Below are 4,785 nucleotides of genomic sequence, written 5' to 3'. Positions count from 1 at the left end.
CCCGGCAGGACCTCGCCAGTCTGCTGGAAAAACTCCACGCGAAGGAGTGTCCCCTTGCCAAAGCTGCGTGATTGCATGATCAAAATACGTCACCGTAATTGCGAGATGGAGTACTTAGGCGCCATTGTGTAGAAGCCGCCGATGGGCAGCAGCGCGACATCGGGTCGATAAAGCTCGCCGATGATCTTCATGTCGCCGAAGACGTTGGTGTCGCCGGCGTGATAGATGCGCTGGCCGTTCTCCAACTCGATGATGTAGCCGCAGGGCTCGCCGCCGTAAACGATCTGGCCGTTATCGAGCAAACCGCACGAGTGTTCGGCCTGAACCATCGTGACCTTGATCCCCGGCAGCACCTCGGCAGTGCCGCCCTTGTTCATGCCGACGCAGTTCTCGACCCCTTGGCGTTCGAGCCAGGCCGATATCTCATAGATGCTGACAACGCTCTGCGGTTTGGCGGTCTTGGCGATGTCGACCGCATCGCCGATGTGATCGAAGTGGGCGTGCGTGATCAGTAGCGCATCGACTGCCGCCGGCTGCTTCTCCGAATCCGGGCAGGCGGGATTACCGCGCAGCCAGGGGTCGACCAGCAACGTCTTGCCGCCGGCGCTGTGGATGCGAAAGGCAGAATGGCCCAGCCAAGTGAGACGAACGGTTGCCATGAGTTCCCTCCTTTTGTCTGTACCCGCTGGCAGCGCTTTAGAGGCACCGCCTCGAGGCCCTTTGCAACGGCCCCTCGAGCCGGCCAGCGCTCGATAGCAGAAATCCCGGCTGGGCTGAAGATCGGCGGCAAACTTCTGGAGCCCGCTCCGCGACGCGGCGCGCGCATCGGGGCGGGCGGGCTCCGCTCACCTGCGTGTTTCTCCCCACCGACAGCAGTAGCGCAACCGCGTAGCGCAATGGGCCCGTTGCCAGCGTGAAGGGGCACGGCTGTTGCACAGTTCGCGAGCGTTGGCCGAGCCCAAGTTGCCATTTGATCAGCGAGCCACCAGCTGCGAGGCTTAATGACATCCGCCCCCGTCCTCGTTGTCGACGATGAACAGATGATTCGGTGGTCGATCGAGCAGACGCTGCGCGCAGCTGGCTATGAGGTCGCACTCGCCAGCTCGGCCAGCGAGGGCTTGGCGTTGATGGGGCAACTACACCCGGGCGTAGTGTTTCTCGACCTGCGGCTGCCCGATGGGCACGGCTTGAGCTTGCTCAAGCGGATCAAGGACGCGGGCGAACCCAAACCCGCAGTAATCGTGATGACCGCCTTCGCAGAGGACTGTACCAGCGAGGAAGCACTGCGTCTGGGCGCGTACGCCTACCTCAATAAGCCGTTCGACTTCTACGCGTTAGAGTTCTTGGTCGATAAGGCGATGCAGGCCCGATCAGTGGCCTGAGCCGCGCTCTGCGCCCGCTCCGCTCACCACCGGTGAGCACCGCCCCCTGGAAGGACATTGCAGTTTGAACCCCGCGCGGTGCGGAAATTTCCGCACCGCTGAGGGCTTTCCCGCAGCCGGGCAGCAGCATCAGCGAGGTTGTGACCGACCTGCCAATACAAACTGCCCGGCACGCATGTTGGATCAGGCGGTCACAGCGAACTATGCAGCCGCAAGCGCACACTGAACGAGCCGCAACACCCGAGAGCCTCAGGATGGCTCAGCCTAATTGGAGCATTATCCGCAAGCGTCGCGGAGGCGGACAGCATGTCTCGGGCGCCAACAGGAGGGGAAGCCATGTGCCGGGACCGACCTGGACTGTAGCAACGCACCACCGACCCCTGACCTATTGAGAAAAGGAGCTACGAATGATTACGGGAAAGAGAAAGACCCTTTTCGCCAGGGCTCCGCTGGTTGCGGCGCTAGCCCTTCTGTCCATGCCTCTATTCCACGCCGGCCAAGCGGGGGCCGTGTACCTGCTTGATGGGGCGGTGGGGACCGATCCGCTTTCCTACGACAACCCGAATGACGGCATGTGCGTCGTCGGGATCAGAGACAGCGGCGGAACAGCGCAATTCCTCATTGACAAGAACATCACGAACGCCCGCGACTGCGCGGCCTATACCACCAACCTCACCACCATGACGACGCAGCCGAACTGCGCCCCGGCAGCGGTCGGTGCCCTGCTTGGCCCCGGCACCTCCGGTTGGAGGCACGCTTGGTCGTCAATCTGTAAGAGCGGCGCCAACGGCATCTCCAGGGTGGATCTGGACAACACTGCGGCGATGTGTACCGCCAAGGGCGGCACGACCGGTTCGGCGTGTGTAGCCTACGGCTGGCTATACCGGGGCGCGACCTCGGGGACGGTTCCCGCGATCCCGGATGGTCCTGACCCGGCCGCGCCGTTCAATGCCTCCAACTACGAGATCTGGACGGGCGTGGATTCCGCCAGCGGCCACGGCTTCTGTTATAGGGAGATGAACTTCACCGCCTCCCCGAACATCAATAACAGCTGTACCGGGGCTCTGACCCCGTATGCCTGCTGCACCAGCGCCGACAGCGGGACCTGTGGCAACGCCGACTGCACGGGCGCGGGTGCGCCGTATGCGTGTTGCACCGACGTTGGGGTCGGGACTTGCGGTGATTACACGAAACCCTTGAGCGCAACCTGGCCGGATCCGGGCAACGACGCGGCCTGCCCGATGTTCCATCCGGAGAACGCGACGGGTAGGTCCCGCACCGGTACCACCTGGAGCGACTTCTTCTGGAACTGGAACACCACTACCGGGGCGGTTCCCCCCGCGGGCGGCACGGCTTGCCGGAACGCCTATGGCGTAAAGGGCAAGTTCGTGAGCGCGATCAACTCGTCGGTCATGGGCCTCTCGTGGAACACCACGACCAAGTACGACTTGACGGGAATTACCAACCAGGCTGAATGCGTCGCCAAAGGCCTCAGCTGGGAACCCGCGCTGAAGACCACGGGTGCCGTCGATGCGACCGTGCGCGGAGTCCTATCGGGGACCGCGTGCGGCAGCTCCGACGAGTGCTACTACGCGGTCGATATCACCACCGAAGGTAAGAACGGTGGCGGTTACTACGTCTCCCGCCAGTGCCTGAAGTGCCACTCCGACCAATCGCGGGGCATGGCGGAATACAACAAGCCTGGCTACATCGAGACCCCCCACAAGCATGCCGGCGACAGTAGCGATCCGGTGATTGCCGCCATCGGCGATCCCCAAGGACTTAAAGGCGTGCAGTGCGGGGTCTGCCATGATGTGTCGAACTCCGAGCAGATCGGCAAGATCATGAAGGACAGCGATGGCGACTTCATCCTCACCGGAGCACACGAGCGCTTCACCGCCGGCGCCGGCGTTACGCAGGTCTGCTACCATTGCCACAGCGACGCGACCCTGGGCGTGAGCGCCAACACGACCCCGGCTGCGGTCATTACGGTGTCCGGCGGTGATTTCGCGGAGAACGCCCAGCACCTGGCCCCGATTGTCAACCAGTTCTTGAACAGCCCGCACGGCGAGTACGGCGGCGACAATGGCGGCGCGGACCTGCGGGACGAAACCAACTACGCCAGCACTTTCATCGGCTATAACTGCAAGGCCGGCACGAACAGCCCGCCCATACCCGAGGAATTCTCAGTGCCGTATTCGACCACCGGCACGATAGCCTGGGATGCGACCAACTGCGCAGCAGCCGGCCACACATGGACAAGCGGCTCGTGCCGCTACAATGCGACCTCATGTGCCGCTGCCGATCCGGGCAATTCCACCTGGGACGCGGCCACTAGCCTGTGCTACGGCGTCGGCTTCGGCGGCAGCCTCTCCACCGTGTACCAAAGCGGCGCCGCCGGGAAGATACACTTCCTCGATACGGCAACCAACGCCGACTGCACCAACGCTCCCACCGCAAGCCCGAGCGGCGCGGCCGGTTACTGGGTAAAGGAAGGCGAAGACTCCCACACCGCGCAGGGGAGCTGCGCGACCTGCCACGATGTCCACTGGGACATCGGTAGCACCATCCCAGGGGCTGAGCCGTTTCGCAGGGAGTGCACCACGTGCCACGACAACTCCGGCACCTCGGCATCAGGCGCGCCGCAGATCGACCTGACCAAGATCTTGCATGCCTTCGGGCCCGGAACGCCGCTCGAAAACATGGCGACCAAGCCGTACGAGGCGTGCGAGACCTGCCACATGGCCCTGGATGCCGGCACGGAAGCCCCGCCGCACCTCTGGCGCATCAACACCTCCGTGCTCTACTCGACCTTCGGCGCTACGACCGCGAACACGGAACCGGACGGCTCGTACACCGACGCGGTGTGGCTCGATGTCGATCTCGCCTGCGGCCAGTGTCACGGCGGCTCGGCCGGATCGGGCGCCACCAAGAACGGCGCCTCGTACAAGAGCAAGGCCGAACTGGCCGGTAAGGCTGCCGGAATTCACAGCGGCGTGCCCGCGATTCCGACATCCGTCACGTTCGGATATGCGCTCGACTCGGGCAACCCGCTCAAGGTCAACATGAACGCCTCGGCCTCGACGTGCAGCGGCAGCAGCGCCAACTGCGACGAGTATGGCTGGAACTGCGGCGCCGGCGGCACCCTGAGCGGCTCCGGAGTTGCCGCATCGTGCACCTACGGAACCGCAGGCGCCAAGACAATCGTACTCACCGTGAAGGAGTACGGCGTTAGCGGTGGCACCGCCACCAAGGTCGTAAACGTCTATGCCGCCGACCCGCCGCCGACGATCAGCGCCACCTGCGCGTTGGACACGAACTGGGTCGAAACGGTTACCCCAACGGTGTCAGGCGACACCGTGATGGTGACCGTGAACTGGGGTGACGGCGGCATGCTCGCCGT

The 4,785-nt window shown here is 63.9% G+C and carries 3 protein-coding genes; 2 read left to right on the top strand and 1 reads right to left on the bottom strand.

Going from position 1 to position 4,785, the window contains the following annotated elements; genetic code table 11:
- Nucleotides 1-89 precede the first annotated feature (89 nt).
- A complete protein-coding gene (locus HY699_03745) occupies nt 90-659 on the bottom strand; it encodes a metal-dependent hydrolase (protein ID MBI4514915.1) in 570 nt (189 codons plus the stop codon).
- A 381-nt stretch (nt 660-1,040) separates the two neighbouring features.
- On the opposite strand from HY699_03745, the gene HY699_03740 reads away from it, so the two are divergent.
- Both HY699_03740 and HY699_03735 read left to right on the top strand, forming a co-directional pair.
- Nucleotides 1,041-1,382, top strand: coding sequence for a response regulator (locus HY699_03740; GenBank protein ID MBI4514914.1), 342 nt, complete (start codon nt 1,041-1,043; stop codon nt 1,380-1,382).
- Nucleotides 1,383-1,789: 407 nt separating this feature from the next.
- On the top strand, nt 1,790-4,785 hold a 2,996-nt coding region (locus tag HY699_03735; GenBank protein ID MBI4514913.1), incomplete at its 3' end, for a hypothetical protein.

It is taken from the genome of Deltaproteobacteria bacterium (genome assembly GCA_016210005.1).
In the GTDB taxonomy this organism is placed as follows: Bacteria; Desulfobacterota; Binatia; order HRBIN30; family JACQVA1; genus JACQVA1.
This window is presented reverse-complemented; position numbering and strand designations above follow the sequence as displayed.